Annotated in this window: 14 protein-coding genes and 1 pseudogene; 2 read left to right on the top strand and 13 right to left on the bottom strand. The window is 64.8% G+C overall.

Translation table 11 applies throughout. The features are described 5' to 3' along the window. Positions 1–5: 5 nt before the first annotated feature. From ACP2YP_RS07305 to ACP2YP_RS07280, 6 genes are all read right to left on the bottom strand, one after another. Positions 6–1,004: a TRAP transporter substrate-binding protein gene (locus ACP2YP_RS07305; RefSeq protein ID WP_426423305.1), complete on the bottom strand. Its 999-nt coding sequence runs from the start codon at positions 1,002–1,004 to the stop codon at positions 6–8. Positions 1,005–1,044: 40 nt separating this feature from the next. Continuing rightward, complete coding sequence (locus ACP2YP_RS07300) at positions 1,045–2,703, bottom strand: hydantoinase B/oxoprolinase family protein (RefSeq protein WP_426423304.1); 1,659 nt, start codon at positions 2,701–2,703, stop codon at positions 1,045–1,047. Positions 2,704–2,705: 2 nt separating this feature from the next. Next, a complete protein-coding gene (locus ACP2YP_RS07295) occupies positions 2,706–4,790 on the bottom strand; it encodes a hydantoinase/oxoprolinase family protein (RefSeq protein ID WP_426423303.1) in 2,085 nt (694 codons plus the stop codon). Between the two features lie 142 nt (positions 4,791–4,932). Next, positions 4,933–5,739: an NAD-dependent protein deacetylase gene (locus ACP2YP_RS07290; protein ID WP_426423301.1), complete on the bottom strand. Its 807-nt coding sequence runs from the start codon at positions 5,737–5,739 to the stop codon at positions 4,933–4,935. A 196-nt stretch (positions 5,740–5,935) separates the two neighbouring features. Continuing rightward, positions 5,936–6,529: a hypothetical protein gene (locus ACP2YP_RS07285; RefSeq protein WP_426423300.1), complete on the bottom strand. Its 594-nt coding sequence runs from the start codon at positions 6,527–6,529 to the stop codon at positions 5,936–5,938. A gap of 16 nt (positions 6,530–6,545) precedes the next feature. Further along, positions 6,546–8,279 (bottom strand): hypothetical protein, encoded by a 1,734-nt coding sequence (locus tag ACP2YP_RS07280; protein ID WP_426423298.1) that lies wholly within the window; start codon positions 8,277–8,279, stop codon positions 6,546–6,548. A 468-nt stretch (positions 8,280–8,747) separates the two neighbouring features. Here ACP2YP_RS07280 and ACP2YP_RS07275 point away from each other — a divergent pair, with 468 nt between their 5' ends. Further along, positions 8,748–9,884, top strand: a complete 1,137-nt coding sequence (locus ACP2YP_RS07275; protein ID WP_426423297.1) for a helix-turn-helix transcriptional regulator — start codon at positions 8,748–8,750, stop codon at positions 9,882–9,884. Positions 9,885–9,911: 27 nt separating this feature from the next. Here the strand turns inward: ACP2YP_RS07275 and ACP2YP_RS07270 are convergent, their stop codons facing one another. Both ACP2YP_RS07270 and ACP2YP_RS07265 read right to left on the bottom strand, forming a co-directional pair. After that, on the bottom strand, positions 9,912–10,748 hold the full coding sequence (locus ACP2YP_RS07270; protein ID WP_426423295.1) for an SDR family oxidoreductase: 837 nt from the start codon (positions 10,746–10,748) through the stop codon (positions 9,912–9,914). Positions 10,749–10,820: 72 nt separating this feature from the next. After that, positions 10,821–12,140: a solute carrier family 23 protein gene (locus tag ACP2YP_RS07265; RefSeq protein WP_426423294.1), complete on the bottom strand. Its 1,320-nt coding sequence runs from the start codon at positions 12,138–12,140 to the stop codon at positions 10,821–10,823. Positions 12,141–12,267: 127 nt separating this feature from the next. Here ACP2YP_RS07265 and ACP2YP_RS07260 point away from each other — a divergent pair, with 127 nt between their 5' ends. Next, on the top strand, positions 12,268–13,596 hold the full coding sequence (locus ACP2YP_RS07260; RefSeq protein WP_426423293.1) for a dicarboxylate/amino acid:cation symporter: 1,329 nt from the start codon (positions 12,268–12,270) through the stop codon (positions 13,594–13,596). A 187-nt stretch (positions 13,597–13,783) separates the two neighbouring features. On the opposite strand, the pseudogene ACP2YP_RS07255 reads toward ACP2YP_RS07260, so the two are convergent. The 5 genes and pseudogenes from ACP2YP_RS07255 to ACP2YP_RS07235 form a co-directional block, all read right to left on the bottom strand. Further along, positions 13,784–14,204 (bottom strand): annotated as a pseudogene (locus ACP2YP_RS07255) (ATP-binding cassette domain-containing protein); the annotation flags it as partial. Between the two features lie 246 nt (positions 14,205–14,450). After that, positions 14,451–14,798 carry a RidA family protein gene (locus ACP2YP_RS07250; protein WP_426423291.1) on the bottom strand — a complete coding sequence of 116 codons (348 nt, stop codon included), beginning with the start codon at positions 14,796–14,798 and terminating at the stop codon, positions 14,451–14,453. A 12-nt stretch (positions 14,799–14,810) separates the two neighbouring features. Further along, entirely contained in the window at positions 14,811–15,932 is a 1,122-nt protein-coding gene (locus ACP2YP_RS07245; protein WP_426423290.1) for an NAD(P)/FAD-dependent oxidoreductase, read from the bottom strand. After that, entirely contained in the window at positions 15,929–17,347 is a 1,419-nt protein-coding gene (locus tag ACP2YP_RS07240; protein ID WP_426423288.1) for an NAD(P)/FAD-dependent oxidoreductase, read from the bottom strand. The genes ACP2YP_RS07245 and ACP2YP_RS07240 overlap by 4 nt, the downstream gene beginning before the upstream one ends. Beyond that, positions 17,344–17,640, bottom strand: a complete 297-nt coding sequence (locus ACP2YP_RS07235) for a (2Fe-2S)-binding protein (RefSeq protein ID WP_426423287.1) — start codon at positions 17,638–17,640, stop codon at positions 17,344–17,346. Before ACP2YP_RS07235 ends, ACP2YP_RS07240 begins: the two co-directional genes overlap by 4 nt. Between the last annotated feature and the right edge of the window lie 19 nt (positions 17,641–17,659).

Genomic DNA, 17,659 nt, shown 5'->3' with positions numbered 1-17,659 from the left:
GGACCTCAGCGCTTCATTTCGGCGAGATAGGCCCGCACCGGCTTGTCGGCCGCCGGCACGCGCTTGAGGAAGGCGTCGAGCTGCGGCGCGGTCTTGGCGCGGATGTCCGCCATCATCGCGTCAGAAACCGGCACCACCTCCATGCCGCCCTCCTTGAGGCGGTTGAGGCTGTCGACATCGGCCTTGAGCGAGTTGTCCCAGAAACCCGGCTCCATCTTCGCCGCGATACCGGCGACGAGCTGCTGCTGGTCGCTCGACAGCGCCTTCCAGGAGTCGAGATTGACGGTGAGCATCTGCGACGACCAGACGTGGTTGGTCGGATAGATGTATTTCAGGAATTCCCAGAATTTTCCGTCGACGCCCGACACCGCCGAGGTGGAGACACCGGCGACTGCGCCGGACGCGAGCGCCGGGATCGTCTCGCCCCAGGGGATCATCACCGGTGCCATGCCGACCACGGCCAGCATGTCGACGGCGTTCTTGTCCGGCACGCGGATCTTGATGTTTTTCAGGCCGTCGACGTCGGCGACCTTGACCTTCAGATGCAGATACTGCGTCGGCCACGGCACGATGTAGAGGATCTTCTGGTTGTTGCGCGCGGCGACCTTCTCGTATTCGGGCCGCACATATTTGTGCAACACCTTCAACTCGTCCATGGAGCTGCAGAGGAAGGGGATGCTCTCGACGCCCATGAAGGGCTCATCGCCGACCTGTTGGATGTTGAGGACGTCGGCGAGCGGCACCAGGCCGTCGCGCACGGCGCGCAGATGCTCCGGGCCCTTGAAGCCGAGCTGCCCCCCGGCCTTCACGGTAATCGCGACAGCACCCTCGGTCTGCTTCTTGACTTCCTCGGCGAAAGCAAAGGCATTCTGGGTGTGGAAATTGCCGTCGGGCCAAACCGTCGACATATCCCAGCTCACCGTCGCGGCGCGCGCGCGGGTCGAGATGTGACCGGCGGCGAGCAGCGTCGCTGCGCCGGCGGTGAAGTTTCGTCGCGTGATCATTCCTTCTCTCCGTTTGCTAATGCGCAAGCTTCCCGGCTCGTCACTGCGCGAACCCGTAAACCTCAGCTGCATTCTCCGAAGATACAAGTCCGCTCTCGACGTCTTCCTTGACGGCGGCGCGGTCGCGCTCACTCGGCGCGCCGATCCCGGCGCCGCCGGGCGTCAACACCACCAGACGGTCATCCGGCGGCACCTGCTGAAAGCCCTTGCCGCGCAGCTTCTTTCCGGACTTGAGGCCGACATAGCCGGCCTCGCCGTTCTGGCCGCCATCGCGGCCGCGCGGCGGATGATCGATCCGATCGAACGCGGCAAGAATGTCGAACGGCGCATCGACGCCGCTGCCAACCTCGATGATCTGGCCAAGGCCGCCGCGGGTGCGCCCTGCCCCGCCGGAATCCGGGCGCAGCTCCTTGCGCCAGAAGATCAGTGGTGTCTGCGTCTCCGCGATCTCGACCGGCGTGCCGCGCACGCCGCTGGGATAGGCGGTCGCCGACAGCCCGTCCTTGCCGAAGCGCGCACCGGTGCCGCCGTTGCTGGTGACCGCCATCGAGAACCCGTAATTGCCGCCGGCGCCCGAGCGGGTCTGGCCGCGGACATTGAGATTCCACAGGCACGAGGTGCCCTCCGCGGGCACGCGCTCGGGAATGATCTGGCGCAGGCAGCCGAACACGACGTCGGGCAGCATCTGGCCGATGATGTGGCGCGACGCGACCGGCGCGGGCTTCGGCGCGTTCAGGATCGCGCCCGCCGGCGCCGACACCGTCAGCGGCGAGAGCGAGCCGGCATTGTTCGGGATCTGCGAGGCGACGACGCAGCCGAGGCCGAACACGGTGTAGGCCGTGGTGTAGGACAGCGGCACGTTGATGCCGAACTTCGAGGCAGCTGAAGTACCGTCGAAGTCGACGTGAATGCCTTCGTCCGAAATCGTCAGCGTCGCGGCCAGCGTGACCGGCGCATCATAGCCATCGACGACCATGCTGTTGCGCCACGTTCCCTTCGGCAATTTTGCGATCTCGGCGAGCACGGCCTCGCGCGAGCGGTCGCAGATGTAGTCGCCGAGCTCATCGAGCGTGTCGATGCCGAACTCGGTCATCATCTCGACCAGGCGCTCGCAGCCGACGTCGTTGCAGCCGGCGAGCGAATAGGTATCGCCCTCGGTGTCTACCGGCAGCCGCGTGTTGGTTCGGATCATAGCCATCAGCGTCTCGTTGACGACGCCCTGGTCGATCAGCTTCAGCATGGGGATGTAGAGCCCCTCCATGAACACGTCCGTGGCATCGGGCCCGAAGCCGATGCCGCCGATGTCCATGAGATGGCTGGTGCAGGAGAACAGCGCGACGATCTTGCCGTCCTTGAAGCAGGGTGTGGTGACGACGAAATCGTTGAGATGGCCGGTGCCCATCCAGGGATCGTTGGTGATGTAGGCGTCGCCTTCCTTCATCGTCTCCAGCGGGAAGTGGGTGATGAAGTGCTTGACCGACTCCGCCATCGAGTTGACGTGACCGGGCGTGCCGGTCACCGCCTGCGCCAGCATTCGTCCCCTGAGGTCGAACACGCCGGCCGAGAGGTCGCCGCATTCGCGCACGATCGGGCTGAACGCGGTGCGGAGCAGCACTTGTGCCTGCTCCTCGACCACGGCGATCAGCCGGTGCCACATGATCTGGAGGTCGATCAGGCTCGCGCCGTTTGCCTTGCTCATGATCAGGCCGCCTTCCGTTCCATGACGATGCTGCCGGCACCGTCGATATGGGCATTAAAACTGGTGGAGACGAAGGTAGAAGTCTCGTCCTCCGCGATCACGGCAGGACCCGCAATCGTCGCGCCCGGTGCCATGTCCTCGCGGCGGTAGAGCGGGATCTCGATCACCTCGCCCGCGCGACCGTCGAAAAACTTTCGGCTTCCTGACGCTTTGCCCGCGGGCTTGCGTGTGACGGCCGCAACGGTGGGCGGATTGCGCGCCTCGGTGGTCGCAAGCACCGACCAACTCAGCACCTCGATCGCGGCGCCCGGGATCGAACGCTCGAACATTGCCGAATAGTCCGCCTCGAATTTTTGGCGCAAGCCGGCGAGATCGGCTGATGTCAGCGGCCGGTTCGGCAGCTCGACGGTGATCTCGTGGCCCTGGCCGACATAGCGCATGAACGCCGCGCGGCGCTCGCGCACCGGTGCGCCGGCAGCGCCGGGCTCGACCAGCGCACGCGCTTCGGTCACCATGTCCTGAAGCAGGTCGGAGACTGCACCCGTGTCGAAATCGTCGAGCCGGACGTGGCGGCTGCGCACCAGCTCATAGGCGATGGGAGCCGCGAGGAATCCGACCGCCGAGCCAACGCCGGCGTTCGACGGCACGATCACGCGGGACACGCCGATCTTCTCGGCAACACGCGCCGCATGCAGGGGTGCGGCACCGCCGAAGGCGATCAGCGTGTGCTGGCCAACGATCTCGCCGCGCTCGACGGCGTGCACGCGGGCCGCACTCGCCATGTTCTCGCAGACGACTTCGTGCACCGCATAGGCTGCGGTCTCCGCAGACAAGCCCAGCGGCTCACCGACGCTGCGCAGCAGCGCCTGCTTCGAAAGCTCAGGATCGAGCTTGATCGTGCCGCCCGCAAAAGCATCGGGATCGATCATGCCGAGAGCAACGTCCGCATCGGTCACGGCCGGGCGCTGGCCGCCGCGACCGTAGCAGGCCGGCCCGGGCTCCGACGACGCACTCTCGGGACCGACGGTGACACGCTTCATCGCATCAACATGGGCGATCGAGCCGCCGCCGGCGCCGATCTCGACCATCTCGATCACGGGGATGCGCACCGGCAGGCCGGAGCCTTTCAGGAAGCGCGCGGCGCGATCGACCTCGAACACGCGCGAAGTCTCGGGCTGGAATTTCTCGATCAGGCAAATCTTTGCGGTGGTACCACCCATATCGAAGGAGAGCACCTTGCTCTCGCCAAGACGCGCCGCGATCTGCGCCGAAAAGATCGCGCCGCCGGCAGGACCGGATTCGACGAGCCGCACCGGGAAGCGCCGCGCCGTCTCGATCGAGGTGACGCCGCCGCCGGAAGTAACGAGATAGATCGCGCCACGGAACTGCTCGACCTGCAAGGCGTCGGCCATGCGGGCGAGATAGCCGTCGATCAGCGGCTGCACATAGGCATTCGCAACCGCGGTGGACGTGCGCTCGTATTCGCGAATCTCCGGACACACGGCCGATGACACCGTCACCGAAATGCCGGGCATCTCTTCACTGATGATCGCGGCTGCTCGGCGTTCGTGCTCGGGATTGGCGTAAGAGTGCAGGAAGGCGATCGCGACGCTCTCGACCTTCAGATCGCGCAACTTCGGCGCGAGCGCGCGCACGGCTGCTTCATCGAGCGGGAGGCGAACCGCGCCGTGGGCGTCAATGCGCTCAGGCACGGTGAAGCGCAGGCTGCGCGGCGCCAGCGGCTTCGGCTTGTCGATGCCGAGATCGTACTGGTCGTAGCGGCTTTCGGTGCCGATATCGAGCACATCGCGAAAGCCGTCGGTCGCAATCAACGCGGTCTTGGCGCCGCGCCGCTCGATGATGGCGTTGGTCGCCAGCGTCGTGCCGTGAATGAAGACATCGATGTCGCTGATATGCGCGCGCGCATCGGTGAGAATGAGGCGCATCCCATCCAGCACCGCCTGTTCGGGCCGTTGCGGCGTCGTCAGCACCTTGCGGGTTTTCCGTACCTCGCCCACGTCCAGCACGATGTCGGTGAACGTGCCACCGATATCGACGGCAAGCCGCACCTCGGCTCCCTCAAGCATTCCAAATTCTCCGTGCTGATCGTCAAGACTCTGAGCGAAAGCGCAGCAATTTCCGTGCCATGAAGCGCGCGGGCAACGCTACGCACGGCTATTCTGCGCGGCACCTATGCAATAGGCAAGGCGTGTTTCGCCTCGCGCGAGATCAGAGCAGGAATGCAAGCGCCGCTTCGCAGCGCTCCTCGACCTTGAGCGCCAAGAGATCGTCGGCGCGGGTGCGTCCGAGATTGACCGCCGCAATCGGGATCTGCCGATCCGCCGCTGCCTTCACGAAGCGGAAGCCGGAATAGACCATCAGCGATGAGCCGACGATCAGCATCGCGTCAGCTTGCGACAGATGGTCCTGCGCGGTGGCGACCACGTCGCGCGGGACGTTCTCGCCGAAGAACACGACGTCGGGCTTGAGGATGCCGCCGCAGGCTTCGCAAGCAGGCACGTTGAACGACGAGAAATCCGCATGCTCCAGATCGGCGTCGCCATCGGGCGCGTCCGCAGCGTCGAGCATCAGCCATTCTGCATTGGCGCGGCCAAGCGCATCCTGAAATTCGTTGCGCGGCGTCTTGCGGCCACAACCCATGCAGCGGACCAGATCGAGCCGGCCGTGCAGGTCGATGACCTGCCGGTGGCCGGCGGATTGATGCAGCCGGTCGACATTCTGGGTCAGCAGCATCTCGCACCGCCCGCTCGCCTCGAGCCGGGCCAGCGCATGGTGCGCATCGTTCGGGCGGGCCTGACCGAACCGGCGCCAGCCGATCAGGCTGCGCGCCCAATAGCGCCGGCGCGTATGCTCTTCGGACATGAAGGCCTGGAAGTTGACCGGCTGGGTCCGCTTCCAGTTGCCGTGGCCGTCGCGATAGTCGGGAATACCTGAATTGGTGCTGCAGCCGGCGCCGGTCAGCACGAACAGTTTTTCGTGCCGGCCGACGAAATCTTGAAGCGGAGGGTTTGTCATGGCGCATGATGTAGTCTGCGGCACGGCACTTTGCCAGATCACCCGCACTCCACCCCGCTCACCTTGATGACGGCGTCGATCAGGCCGATTTCGCTCGCCGTGAGCTTGTAGAGTTTGGCGAGCGCTACGGGGCTTACGTTGTGATCGATTTGCCGTTTCGTCGAGCAGCATTGCGCGACATCGCAACGGCTGTTGATTATTTCGAAGGGACACTCGGCTTTGGTGGCGAAGCCTGCTTTTGCGAGACCACGGCCTTGCCGGGCGCGGCTTCAGGCGCGGCAGGTGCGGACTGACCGATGGACACCGACACGCCAAACACGCGCCATTGTCCTTCGACCGGCGCGAACAACAGTTCGAAATTCACCTGCGACGGCACCGACGGGAAAAATCCTGCCATGTGCAACAAGCCGTTCGGCTCGATCTGCGGCAACAACGACAATTGCGGATCGATGACGGCAACGCCGGAGAGATCGAGCTTGTCGCCGCGCTGTTTAGCGAAGATCTCTGCAAGCTTCGCCGCCGTGTTCACCTGAAAGCCGGGTGCGCCGAGGTCGCGCAGCACGGTGTAGTTGCCGGTCTTGTTGGCTTGATCGAGCGCAAGCAGCGTCGAGCGGATCAGCATCAGCACGCCGTTGCGGTCGATGTTGGCGGGCTTGGCTGCCTGTTGCTGCTGCGGTGACGCCTGATGCGGCTGCGGAGGCGTCTGCTGTGCGGATGTCGTCACCGCGCCGAGAATCAGCAGCACAAGGATCGGAAGACCGAGTCCAGCACTCAACCAGCGCAGCGTCATGGCGAATGCGTTCTTCCTACCACTGGATCGAGACCGCACCACGCCCGCCTGCAACATTGCGCTCCAGCCCAATGCCGCCGCCGGCATTGGCGATGATCGCATAGCTCTTGCCGTCATAGAGCAGTGCGGTTGCGCCGAGCGCGAACGCGTTGGCGCCCTCGAAATTGCCGTAGCCGGCCGACAGTGCGAATTTGCGACCGGCTTGCAGCGTAGGCATCGAGCCGGCCGCGAGAGCGACGGCGGTACCGCTGCGCGCCTCGAGCCGGTTATCCATCACCTGCGACTGCAACGAGCTCACCTGCGACTGCAAGGTGGTGAATTGTGACTGCAGCGATGTAAGGCTCGCCGGATTGAAGCTCGAAGTCGCGAGGTTGCCGGCGGCATCGGTGGTGACGAAGGAGACCGGACCGCTTTGCGCGGCAAGGCTCGTCGCAGACGCGACGCCAGCCATGCGATAGGTGTTGCTGGCCGTACCGATCGCGACCTGGTTGGCGGCGGTCGCCGTTGCGCCAACGCCGACCGCGGTGGAGTTGGAGAACCCGGCTGAGGCGCCAGTCCCGAGCGCAGTCGCGTTGGTCGCGGATGCGGCCGCGCCATTGCCGAAAGCGGAGGCGCCGGCTGCCGCGCTTGCAGTTGCGCCATCACCGACAGCGGTGTTGCCGAGTGCCGCTGCGGAACCTGCGCCGATCGCGATCGATCCTGTGGAGACCGCGCCGGTGCCGATTGCGATTGCATTCGCTCCCGCGCCGGCGGCCGCACCATCGCCGATGGCGATCCCGCTGTCCCCTGTGGCGTGGGAATTGGTCCCCGCCGCGAATGAATTCAGGCCGCTTGCGGCCACGGCATTGCCCACCGCAGTTGAATTGGCGTTGCTGGCGTTCGCGGCGCTCCCGATGGCGATCCCGCGGTCCCCCGTGGCGTGGGAATTGGTCCCCGCCGCGAATGAATTCAGGCCGCTTGCGGTCACGGCATTGCCCACCGCAGTTGAATTGGCGTTGCTGGCGTTCGCGGCGCTCCCGATGGCGATCCCGCGGTCCCCCGTGGCGTGGGAATTGGTCCCCGCCGCGAATGAATTCAGGCCGCTTGCGGTCACGGCATTGCCCACCGCAGTTGAGTTGGTGTTGCTGGCGTTCGCGGCGTTCCCGATGGCGGTTGATGAAGCGCCCCCTGAGGAACTGCTGACACCGACCGCAATCGACGCAAATCCGCCCGACGTTGCACCCGTTCTTCCGAGATAGCCATCGCCGCCCCCGATCGCGACACTATAGCCTCCCAACGAACTGGGACCGCTGCCGGTGATCCCCGCGCCAATTGCCGTACTCCAGTTGCCAGCGCCGGCCGCCGCGCTATTGGAGTTCGTACCGATGCTGGTGACCCCTTGGTTAAGCGTCGATAGACCGGCATTTGTGCCCATTGACACGCCGAAGGACCCGGCCACCGCATCATGGCCCACCGCCGTCGCGCTGTTGTCAAGCGCGATTGCATGGTCGCCAAAGGCAGTGGAGTTATTGTCGGCCCGGGTCAAATTGCCGACCGCGATCCCGTTGGTGCCGGGAGTCCCTTGGCTGGTGCAGGTGCCCTGAAAAAAGTTTCCACCGGAATAGCACTGGGCCGAGGCCGCCGAGCTTGCAAGCGAAACTACTACGGCAACGGCGAAAGCCAGGATCGGCGTGACGGAGCGGACGACAAGGCGCTCTGCGATCCGTCCGATTGCCGATCGTGCGATGGTTGCCCACCCCTGACAATTCATTGGCATCTTCTCGCTTTCCGCTGGTGCAGGACAACGCGACTGTGGGCCGAGGCGACACGCCGGACATCAACCGTTCGGTTGAAGTTGGAGGAGAGCCTGCCGGTGGCATCATGCTTTTTTGCAAACTGTTGCCGGATTGCATCGGAACCCGTCGCGACGGGGCGAGTGAGGAAGTCGGGATGTGGCTGGTGAGGAAGTCGCGCTTTTCGGGATGGCGGCGAATTCCGGGAAACCTCAAGCGCATATGCCGATCATTCAATTAGCGCTGAGAACATCTGTCACAAGGCCCAAAGAAGCGGCAAGAAGCCATGAACCGAGCATCTGATTCTCACGATCTCGCCTCTTTGAACTTCGGAAATATTTTTGCAATATTCGCGCGGATCGTTGCAGCCGCGTGTTACGCTGCCGCAGTCAGGCGCAAATGCCGAGAATACCGGGAATGCATGCTCGATACGATTTGAGTCGGCCGTGACGTCCGAAGCCTCGACGCTCTCGGAGTTGATCGGCGATATCTACGACGCGGCACTTGATCCGACCTTGTGGATGCGGGCGCTGGAGCGCTCCTGCAATTTCGTCGGCGGCTCTTCGGCCGTACTGTATTGGCACGATGTCGCCAGCGAAAGTTCGGCCGCACTGCATTTGTTCAACGACGACCCACATTACACGCAGCTGTATTTCGAGAAATACATGCCGATGAACCCGGTATTCCCGGCGGCAACCTTCATCGAATCCGGATTGATCTATACGCCGACCGACATCGTTCCCGAAGCGGAGCTTTTCGACACACGCTTCCACAGGGAATGGGTCGAACCGCAGGGGATTGCCGACGTGATCTGCGTCAACCTGGAAAAGGGTGCGATGAGTTCCTCGGTGCTCAACATCCGCAGGGATAACACGCACGGGATCGTCGATGACGGGGCGAGACAGCGGGCGGCGCTGATCGTGCCGCATTTTCAGCGCGCGGTCGCGATCGGCCGGTTGTTCGATCAGCGCAAGACTGCACAGGCGGTCCTCACCGAAACGCTCGACAATGTCGAAGCCGCCATCTTCCTGTTGGGGCTGAACGGCCGGATCGTCTTCCTGAATGGGCTGGCGCGCACCATGCTCGACGAGGGCGCGCTGCTGTACGAGCGGCGCGGAGCGTTGACGGCCGTCGCGCCCGACGCGCAGCGCTTGCTCCGCGACCTCGTGGCGGCAGCCGAGAGCGGCGACCTGATGGCTGGCGGCCAAGGCGCGGCGATACCGCTTTCGGATTCACCCGCACGCCGCTGGTTCGCGCATGTCTTGCCTCTGACGGCAGGCGACCGCCAACGGGCCAGCGCGGTGCATTCGGCGGTTGCGGCGGTGTTCGTTCGCCGGACGTCGCCGGCCAGCCCGCCGCCGCTGGAGGCGCTGGGAAAGCTGTACAGCCTCACGGCGAGTGAAATCCGCGTGCTCGACGCCATCATGAAGGTTAGCGGTGTGCAGGCTCTGGCCGATCTACTGGGATTGTCGCAGGCGACGGTGAAAACCCACCTTCACAACGTCTTCCGCAAGACCGGAACCGCACGCCAGAGCGAACTGGTGAAGCTGATTGCCGGCATCGAACATCCGACTACCCGTTGATCTTCGGCGGAGATTGTCAGCGCACGCCTAGCTCGCCCAGTTCTCGCGAAACTCGGGGAACAGCGTGAGACCGCCGCAGGCGTAGATGGTCTGCCCGGTGATGTAGCTGGCATCATCCGAGGCAAGGAAGGCGAAGACGGCGGCGATCTCTTCGGGCGTGCCGACGCGCCCGAGCGGAATGTGGCTGGTGACGTCGCCGCGCTTGTCGGCGTCGCCGGTCCAGGCCGCGTTGATCGGCGTGTCGATCGCGCCGGGCCCGACCGCATTGACGCGAATGCCGCGGCCGGCGAATTCCAGCGCCAGCGTGCGGGTCAGATTGGCCATGCCGCCCTTGCTGATCGAATAAGCGAGATAGCCCGGCTTCGGAACGATCTGGTGGACGCTGGAGCAGTTGATGATGCTGCCGCCTCCGCCGCGCGCGACGAAATGCGCCAGCGCCTTCTGCGCGCAGAGCACGGCGCCGTTGAGATTGACGTCGATGATGCGGCGATAGGTTTCGATGTCGAGCGCCTCGCTCGGCGATTCCCGCTGGAAGCCGGCATTGTTGACGAGGCAATCGAGGCGCTTCCAGCGCGCCAGGATCGTCTCGAACATCGCACCGACCTCCTGCTCATTGCTGACGTCGGCCTTGACGATGACATGATCGAGCTTGCCGTGACCACGGTCGCCCGATGCTGCGCGCGCCAGCGCCAGCGTCTCCTCGGCCTTCCCGGGGTGATCGAGATAGTTGATGGCCACGGTCGCGCCTTCCTGGGCGAGCCTGACAGCAACGGCGCGGCCGATGCCCTGGGACGCACCGGTCACCAGCGCATATCGGCCGGCGAGGCGTGAGGGAAAAGCGGTTGAGAGATCAGTCTGGGGCATGAGTTGTCTCCGGGATGCCTCATCATGGACGAAACCGCTGTTTTGTTCCATCCATCAGTGCATCCCTGGGATTCATTCCGCGCGGCGCGCGATCGGTGAGGTCAGGATCTGATAGAGAATGATCGCGCCGAAGGTGGCGGTGCCAATTCCGCCGATCGTGAACGCGCCGAATTTCAGCGTGAGGTCGCCGGCGCCTGCCGTCAGCGCCACGGCGACGGTGATCAGGTTCGCAGGGTTGGCGAAATCGACCTTGTTCTCGACCCAGATCCGGCCCGCCATCGCCGCGATCAATCCGAACAGCACGATCGAAAGGCCGCCGATAACAGGACCGGGGATCGACAGGATGAGCGCGCCGAATTTCGGCGAGAAGCCGAGCAGGACCGATACGGTCGCGGCGAAGGCAAACAGCAAGGTCGAATAGACCTTTGTCGCGGCCATGACGCCGATGTTCTCGGCATAGGTGGTCACACCGGTGCCGCCGCCGCAAGCGGCCACGATGGTCGCGAGACTGTCGGCGAACAACGCGCGGCCGAGATAGCGATCGAGGCTCCGGCCCGTCATGGCGCCGACGGCCTTGATGTGACCGAGGTTCTCGGCGACGAGGATGACCGCAACCGGCGCGATCAGGACAATCGCATCGGCGTGGAAGGTCGGCGTCGTGAAGTTCGGCAGGCCGAACCACGGCGCGGCCGAGAGCTGCGTGAAGTCGATTGGCTTGCCGAAGCCCAGGCCATTTGCGAACAACAGATACAAAAGATATCCGCCGACCGCGCCGAGGATGATCGGCAGGCGACGCCACAGGCCCGGAGCGGCCACAGCAACCACGCCGATGATCAGAACGGTCGCGAGCCCGATCCAGGTCTCGAACGCGTTCGCACTTACTGCCTTGACGGCCACGGGCGCGAGGTTGAGGCCGATCGCGGCGACCCCGGCGCCGGTGACGGCCGGCGGCATCAGGCGCTCGACCCAGCCGATTCCCGACCACATCACGACCAGCGCGATCACACCGTACAGCACACCAGCCGCGACGATGCCGCCGAGCGCAACCGACAGGTTCGGGTTCGGCCCATGCCCAGCATAGCCGGTGGCGGCGAGGACGACGGCGATGAAGGCGAAGCTCGAGCCGAGATAGCTCGGCACGCGCCCGGCGACGATGACGAAGAAGATCAGCGTGCCGATGCCGGAGAACAGGACCGCAATATTGGGATCGAACCCCATCAGCAGCGGCGCGATGATCGTCGAACCCGACATCGCGACGCAATGCTGGAGACCGGAGACGATGGTCTGGCCCCATGACAGCCGCTCCTCCGGCATGATCACGCCGGATGTCTTCAGCTTCCAACGCGGAAAATAGCTATGCGCCTGCTCGTCCGAGCTCGTTGCGTTCGACATGTTCCCCCATTGCGGTGCAGCGATTGAACTTCGTGCGATCCGACAAAAATGTGATTGTTGCTTATGCGGCGAACATCACATGATGTAAATCATGCATGCAAGATCAATGCGTTCCGGGGCCCATACCATGACACAGATTGCGATCCAGCCAGCCGTCCACCGCCGGCACCACCCCTGGTACAAGATCCTCTACGTCCAGGTGCTGATCGCGATCGTGATCGGGGTGCTGATCGGCTATTTCTATCCGGACCTCGGCAAGGCGCTGAAGCCGCTCGGCGACGCATTCATCGCGCTGATCAAGATGATGATCGCGCCGGTGATCTTCTGCACCGTGGTGCACGGCATCTCCTCGATGGGCGACCTCAAGCGCGTCGGCCGAGTCGGATTGAAGTCGTTGATCTATTTCGAGACGGTTTCGACCGTCGCGCTCGCCATCGGCCTCCTGGTCGGCGAGATTCTCCAGCCCGGGCACGGCTTCAACATCGATCCCGCCACCATCGATCCGAAATCGGTGGCCACCTATGTCACCAAGGCCCACGAAGACGGCATCGTCGCCCATCTGATGGCGATCATCCCGGACAGCTATGTGGGCGCGATCGCGCGTGGCGACCTGCTCCAGGTGCTGCTGGTCTCGATCCTCTCCGGCTTCGCCATCGCTTTCCTCGGCAAGGCCGGCGAGCCGATCGCGGAGGCGATCGACAAGGCCGCAAAGATGTTCTTCGGCATCATCCGCATCATCGTGCGCGTGGCGCCGATCGGCGCCTTCGGCGCGATGGCCTTCACCGTCGGCGCCTACGGCCTCGGCTCGCTGCTCAACCTCGCCGCCCTGATCGGCACGTTCTATCTCACCAGCATCCTGTTCGTGCTGATCGTGCTGGGCTCGATCGCCAGGCTTGCCGGCTTCTCGATCCTGCGCTTCATCGCCTACATCAAGGACGAGCTTTTGATCGTGCTCGGCACCTCCTCGTCGGAGACGGTGCTGCCGCAGATGATCCAGAAGATGGAGCATCTCGGCGCCTCGCGCTCGGTGGTCGGCCTCGTCATCCCGACCGGCTACAGCTTCAACCTCGACGGCACCAACATCTATATGACGCTGGCAACGCTGTTCCTCGCGCAGGCGACCAACACCCATCTGACCATCTGGCAGGAGCTCGGCATTCTGGGCATCGCCATGATCACGTCGAAGGGCGCATCCGGCGTCACCGGCGCCGGCTTCATCACGCTCGCCGCGACGCTCTCGATCGTGCCCGATATCCCGATCCAGTCGATCGCGATTTTGGTCGGCATCGACAAGTTCATGAGCGAGTGCCGCGCGCTGACCAACCTGATCGGCAACGGCGTCGCCTGCGTCGTCATCAGCATCTCCGAAGGCGAGCTCGACCGCGACGCGCTGCACGAGACCATGGCGCATCCGCTGGAGATGGGCGAAGCGCTGGAACCCGGCGGCAGCGGGTAAAGCCGCGCCGCGAAGGCAGGCTCAGCCTGGTTCCGTTGCGGTAGTTTCCCGGAGTGGTCAATTGGTGCAGCACGCGTCACAACAACGGCGTTGGGATCACCGATTGATATTCATTCATTCCACCCGACGCGCTGGGGGCAGAGCGTCGGGTTTTTGAAAGATTGCGAGCACGATCCGCGAGGCGGGATCAGATGATCCCGCCATTGGCGCGCGGCATCCTGGCAGCCAGATCGACCCGACGCGTGACCCCGATGGCCTGCAGGAACGCCTCGTCATGGCTGACGACGAGCAGCGCGCCGTCATAGGCGCGCAAGCCGGCTTCGACGGCTTCGATGGACTCGAGGTCGAGATGATTGGTCGGCTCGTCCAGGATCAGCAGCGACGGTGGCGTCGATCCGCCAAGTACGCAGGCGAGCCCCGCACGAAACACCTGCCCGCCGCTCAGGCTGCCAACGATCTGCAGGGCGCGCATCGGCGCGGCGCAGCAGCCCGACGGCTCCGTTGACGATCACACGCCCCGACTGCGGAACGTGCTCGCCCGTGATCGCGGCGAGCAGAGTTGTCTTGCCGACGCCATTGCGGCCGACGAGGCCGGCGCGTTCCGCGCCGAAGGTCAGATCGATGTTTGGAGAGGAGCGAGCGGCCGTCAGGCGTGGACAGCGAACGGTTCGACAGGATGATCGAAGCAGGCATGGAATTCCCCGTGAGCAATGCGGATCGGCGTTGCGGTCGGGGTAAAATCCATGGCTGCGAATATCCTGACTGAGAGACTGTCTTACTAATCCCGCAAGGGGGCGAGATCAAATCGTGGCTGGACAGGACGACAGTGCACGAAGCGCTGACGTCCCTCCCGGTCAGCCCTTGAGCGCGGTGACCACCACCTCGATCAACGCGCCGCCGCCGAGATCGGCGACGCCGACGGTGGCGCGGGTCGGCAGATTGTCGCCGAAGAATTCAGTCCAGGCCGCGTCCATCTCTTTCTTCTTGGAGAGATCCGTGACGAAGATCGCAGCGCTGACGACGCGCGATTTGTCGGTGCCGGCTTCCATCAGATAGCCGGCGATCTTGCCGAGTATGTTGCGGGTCTGGTCGCCCATCGAGACCGAGGTGTCGTCGGCGATGGTGCCGCCGACAAAGACGAAGCCATTGGCTTCGACGGCGCGGTGCATGATGGGCGTACGGATGCTGCGGGTGATGCTCATGATGTCCTCTTACTAGATCGTGGAAGGATGGAAGCGGTCGATGCCGAGATCGCCGATCCGCGTCTGGGTGCCGCCATTGACGATCAGCTCCGCCATCACGGCGCCGGCGCCGGGGCCGAGCTGAAAGCCGTGCAGCGAGAAACCGAACTGGTGATAGAGCCCCTTGTGGCGGCTGCTCGGCCCGAACACGGGAATGTCGTCCTTCATCTTTGCCTCGATGCCGGCCCAGGCGCGGACGATCGTGGCGCTGCGCATCACCGGGAACAGCTCGAACACCGTGCGCGCGCTGGTCGCGAGGCTCCTCCAGTCCAGCACCGTCTCGTTGCGGTCCTGGTACGGCGTTGCCAGATGGCCGCCGCCGATCAGAACGGTGCCGTTGGAAAATTGCTTGAAGGAGAGTTTTCGCCCGCGCAGGATCACGACGGGATCGATGAAATGCGGCACGCGCGAGGTGATCATCAGCATCGGCGCCACGGTCTCGACCGGCACCGGCTCGCCGAGCGCAGCGGCAATCTTGCCGGCCCAGGCGCCGGCGGCGTTGACGAGCACCGGTGCGGCAAAGGTTTCAGTGCCGACATCGACATGCCAGAGGCCGTCGCTGTACCGGATGTTGCTCGCCGCTACGCCCTCGCGCACGGTGGCGCCGAGCTGCTCGGCCTTGCGCCGAAATGCCGTCGTCGTCTGTGCCGGATTGGCCGCGCCGTCGCGGCGCGAGACGACGCCGCCGGGGCAGGTTTCGGCGACCGCCGGCACGAGCCGCCGCAGCTCGGTCGCGTCGATCAGCTCTTCATGGGTGAAGCCGAGCGCGTTGAGCTCGGCGACGCGCGCGCGGCAGACGGCGAGCTCCTCCTCGTTCTCCGCGACCAGCACCTGGCCGTGGCTCTCAAAGCTGCAATCGTCGTCGAGGAGGTCCTTGATCTTCTCCCAGATCCCCATCGAGCGGATCGACAGCGGGATCTCGGGGATGTGCCGCGCGAGCTGGCGGACGCCGCCGGCATTGACGCCGGAGGCGTGGCGGCCGGCATAGTCCTTCTCGATCAGCACCGGTTTCAGGCCGGCGAGGCACAGATGCAGCGCGGTCGAGCATCCGTGGATGCCGCCGCCGACGACGATCGCATCCACGTTTTTAGTCATCCGCGCACCACGGCCTTGATATCCGCTTCGCTCTTCGGAACGGCGGCGAGCTCGGCGAGCGTGATCGGCTTGACCGGCGCGCGCAGCCGGTAATAGCCGATCTCCTGCGGAGTCTTGCCGCGCGCCTGCGCCATCAGCTCAGTGACCGTGAGGCCGCAGAGCCGGCCCTGGCACGGACCCATGCCGGTGCGGCGATAGGCCTTGAGCTGGTTCGGGCCGGTCGCGCCGATCGCAACGGAATCGAGAACGTCCTTGGCCGTGACCTCCTCGCAGCGGCAGACGATGGTGTCGCCCGAGGGAATGCGAAACTGCGGCGACGGGCGGAACAGCGTGTCGAGGAAGACGCGGCCGCGCTCGGCTTTGGCGAGATCGGAACGAAGCGTCGCCATCGCGGGAAGTTTCGCAGCGGCCGCGGGCGCCAGCGCCTCAACGGCCGCACGAGCCGCGATGCGACCGCGGACCACGGCGGCATTCGCTCCGCCGATGCCGGCGCCGTCGCCGGCGATCGCGATGCCGGGGACCGACGAATTGCCGCTGGCATCGAGCACTGGCGACCAGCACAGCTGCAAATCGTCCCAGCGATGCTCAACGTCTGCGGACATCGCAAGGTTGACGTTGGGCACGACGCCCTGATGCAGGAGCAGGAGATCGGCAGGGATGGTCTCGCGCTTGCCGCCCGCGACGTAGCTGACGCTCGTGAGCTGCCCATCGCCGGACGCAGCAAGCTCAGTGACGCCGGAGACGACCTGCACCTTCGCTTTCACCTCGCGCATCATCGACAGGCCCTTGGTGAAATAGGCCGAGGTCAGGAAGGCGAAGGCGTGCGGCAGCGCGGCGAAGTAATTGCCCCGCCCGGTCGTATCGAGAATGCGGTCGATACGGCCGCCGAGGCGCAAAATCTGCGCGGCGAGCAGCCAAAGCAGCGGCCCCTGCCCCGCGATCACGGTGCGGCCATCCGGGACCAGTGCCGACGATTTCAGCATGGTCTGCGCGGCGCCTGCCGTCATGACGCCCGGCAATGTCCAGCCGGGAATCGGAAACGGCCGCTCCAGCGCGCCGGTCGCGAGGATCACGCGCTTCGCCTTCACGAAGGCCGAGGCGCCGCCGATCGAGACCGCGATATCGAGGTTGCGGTCGAGGCTCCAGACCGTCGCACGGTGGATGATTTCGGCGCTACTCGCGCGGAGCGACTGCACGAGATCGGCACCGACCCAATAGTCGGCACCAAGCTGGCTGCGCTCGGTCACCGGCGTGGACGAGATCGCACGAAACACCTGGCCGCCGGGACCGATGTTCTCGTCGAGCAGCAGCGTCGTGAGACCTGCTTCGGCGGAGGTCGCGGCGGCGGCGAGGCCTGCTGGCCCGGCGCCGATCACCACGACGTCGTAGTCTTCGCGCTTGGGAGCGACGCTCATTTTCCGATCTCCCGCTTGCCCTTCTGGATTTCGATCTGCATGCCCTCGGCGACCGGCACGAGGCAGCCCTGGCGATTGCCGACGCCGTCGATGGTGACGAGGCAGTCGAAGCACACGCCCATCATGCAATAGGGCAGACGCGGCGCGCCGCTCACTGCCGTGGAACGCCGTGCGTCCCGGCCGGAAGCCAATAGCGCGGCGGAGACGGTGTCGCCCACCCGCGCCGCGACGGCAACGCCGTCGACGAAGATTTGGACCTGCGGTCGCTTGTCCTGTTCGGATCGTCTAAACATGGGATGCCTCTTGGCTCGT

Source organism: Bradyrhizobium genosp. A (genome assembly GCF_049949275.1).
Lineage (GTDB): Bacteria > Pseudomonadota > Alphaproteobacteria > Rhizobiales > Xanthobacteraceae > Bradyrhizobium.
This window is presented reverse-complemented; position numbering and strand designations above follow the sequence as displayed.

Bases quoted from the DNA above. Each gene is read 5' to 3' on its own strand.
- ACP2YP_RS07245 (WP_426423290.1), bottom strand. From the start codon at position 15,932: ATGACTAAAAACGTGGATGCGATCGTCGTCGGCGGCGGCATCCACGGA.
- ACP2YP_RS07295 (WP_426423303.1), bottom strand. From the start codon at position 4,790: ATGCTTGAGGGAGCCGAGGTGCGGCTTGCCGTCGATATCGGTGGCACG.
- ACP2YP_RS07240 (WP_426423288.1), bottom strand. From the start codon at position 17,347: ATGAGCGTCGCTCCCAAGCGCGAAGACTACGACGTCGTGGTGATCGGC.
- ACP2YP_RS07305 (WP_426423305.1), bottom strand. From the start codon at position 1,004: ATGATCACGCGACGAAACTTCACCGCCGGCGCAGCGACGCTGCTCGCC.
- ACP2YP_RS07270 (WP_426423295.1), bottom strand. From the start codon at position 10,748: ATGCCCCAGACTGATCTCTCAACCGCTTTTCCCTCACGCCTCGCCGGC.
- ACP2YP_RS07235 (WP_426423287.1), bottom strand. From the start codon at position 17,640: ATGTTTAGACGATCCGAACAGGACAAGCGACCGCAGGTCCAAATCTTC.
- ACP2YP_RS07260 (WP_426423293.1), top strand. From the start codon at position 12,268: ATGACACAGATTGCGATCCAGCCAGCCGTCCACCGCCGGCACCACCCC.
- ACP2YP_RS07300 (WP_426423304.1), bottom strand. From the start codon at position 2,703: ATGAGCAAGGCAAACGGCGCGAGCCTGATCGACCTCCAGATCATGTGG.
- ACP2YP_RS07290 (WP_426423301.1), bottom strand. From the start codon at position 5,739: ATGACAAACCCTCCGCTTCAAGATTTCGTCGGCCGGCACGAAAAACTG.
- ACP2YP_RS07265 (WP_426423294.1), bottom strand. From the start codon at position 12,140: ATGTCGAACGCAACGAGCTCGGACGAGCAGGCGCATAGCTATTTTCCG.
- ACP2YP_RS07285 (WP_426423300.1), bottom strand. From the start codon at position 6,529: ATGACGCTGCGCTGGTTGAGTGCTGGACTCGGTCTTCCGATCCTTGTG.
- ACP2YP_RS07250 (WP_426423291.1), bottom strand. From the start codon at position 14,798: ATGAGCATCACCCGCAGCATCCGTACGCCCATCATGCACCGCGCCGTC.
- ACP2YP_RS07280 (WP_426423298.1), bottom strand. From the start codon at position 8,279: ATGAATTGTCAGGGGTGGGCAACCATCGCACGATCGGCAATCGGACGG.